Source organism: Mesorhizobium sp. M1A.F.Ca.IN.020.06.1.1, from assembly GCF_004023265.1.
Taxonomy (GTDB): domain Bacteria; phylum Pseudomonadota; class Alphaproteobacteria; order Rhizobiales; family Rhizobiaceae; genus Mesorhizobium.
This window is the reverse complement of the sequence record NZ_RZSR01001266.1, coordinates 1-1,358: the sequence shown is the minus strand read 5'-3', so window position 1 is coordinate 1,358 and position 1,358 is coordinate 1. Positions and strand designations below refer to the sequence as shown.

2 protein-coding genes are annotated in these 1,358 nt (G+C 66.9%); one reads left to right on the top strand and one right to left on the bottom strand.

Translation table 11 applies throughout. The features are described from left to right. Positions 1-526, bottom strand: a 526-nt coding sequence (locus tag EOA60_RS33140) for an FAD-dependent monooxygenase (protein ID WP_245502682.1), incomplete at its 3' end; no start/stop codon positions are given. A gap of 98 nt (positions 527-624) precedes the next feature. On the opposite strand from EOA60_RS33140, the gene EOA60_RS33135 reads away from it, so the two are divergent. Further along, positions 625-1,358 (top strand): DUF2182 domain-containing protein (locus tag EOA60_RS33135; RefSeq protein ID WP_128312628.1); only part of this gene is annotated, 734 nt, incomplete at its 3' end.

The following is a 1,358-nucleotide window of genomic DNA, read 5'->3' as shown; positions in this document are numbered from 1 at the left end:
CCCTGATGCCGCCGGCCTCGCGCGCCGGCGACAGGCGCCCGTCGGCGGCAACCGCCAGCGATGCCGAGACCTCACTGCCATCGGCGAGGCTCGCATGTGCGTGGTCGGCGTCGAGCCGCCAGGCATCGACCATCGACTTTCGCCACTCAATGCCGGGATTTGCGGCGACCTTCTTGGCAAGCACCGGGATCAGGATTTTGTTCGGCAGGTTGAGCCCGAACTGCTCCTCGCCGATTTCGCTGGCGCGGAAGGTGACGGTCGGGCTGCGGATCAGCCGGCGCGTTGCGTCGACGATGCGCATCATTTTCAGCGGCGCCGCCTGCGGTCTGAGTTCGTCCAGCACACCCAGCCGGTCGAGCACCTTGAGAGCAGGGTTCATAAGGGCGGTGGTGCGGCCATCGCCGCCGGCGGCCTCGGGGCCAGCCAACGTTACGGCAAAGCCTGCCTCGGCAAAGCCGAGTGTCGCGATCAGGCCGGCCGGGCCGCTGCCGGCGATCAATATGCGAACTTTGTCACTCTGCTCCACGCCAGGCTTCCATGTTGATGGCGGCCCGTCGGCCTGCATGCGGTATAGGGCAGATCGGCGGGCTTGATCAACGCGGCGATTCGGCCCATTCGATTGGCATGAGCGCCCAGGAGCACGATTTCCGCCATCTCGACCGCGCCGGCCGCGCCACGGCGGGACTGGCGCGCAGCCCCCGCCTTGCCGTGATGCTCACTATCGGTGCGGGCGTCGTGCTTGCCTGGTGGATCCTCGCTGCCATGGCTATTCGCGGCGCCGAAAGCCGCGTTGCCGGCGGCGCTCCGGGCGATGCGCTGCTGAAGAACCTGCCGCCATTGCCGCTGCCGGATTTCCTCGACCGGTTCTTCGCTTTGTGCCTTGCGCCGGCGCCGCTTTCAGGCTCGTTGGCGGCGTCGGCGCTCGTCCTGATGTGGTTCGTAATGGCGGTGGCGACGATGCTGCCCTCGGCGGCGCCGATGATCCGCACCTATTGCGAGATTGCCGATACCGCTCGGATCAAGGGAGAGCCCGTCGCCCATCCGCTGGTTCTGGTGATGGGATTTCTCGCGACTTGGCTTGCCGCCTCAGTGGCGTTCGCCGCGCTGACCCTCATAATCTATGGCTTTGTCGCCGCGGGACAGGTGCTCGATCCTGTCGTCGGGGTTGCCGGGGCCGCCGCCTTGGCGATTGCCGGCCTCTATCAGTTCAGCGGCTTGAAGCAGGCGTGCCTCAAGAGGTGCCGCAACCCGTTCTCGATCCTGTTCGCCAACTGGAGCGCGAAGCCGGGGCGTGTCTTTCGCATGGGGGTGGAGCAGGGCGTCTGGTGTCTCGGCTGTTGCTGGGCGCTGATGCTGGT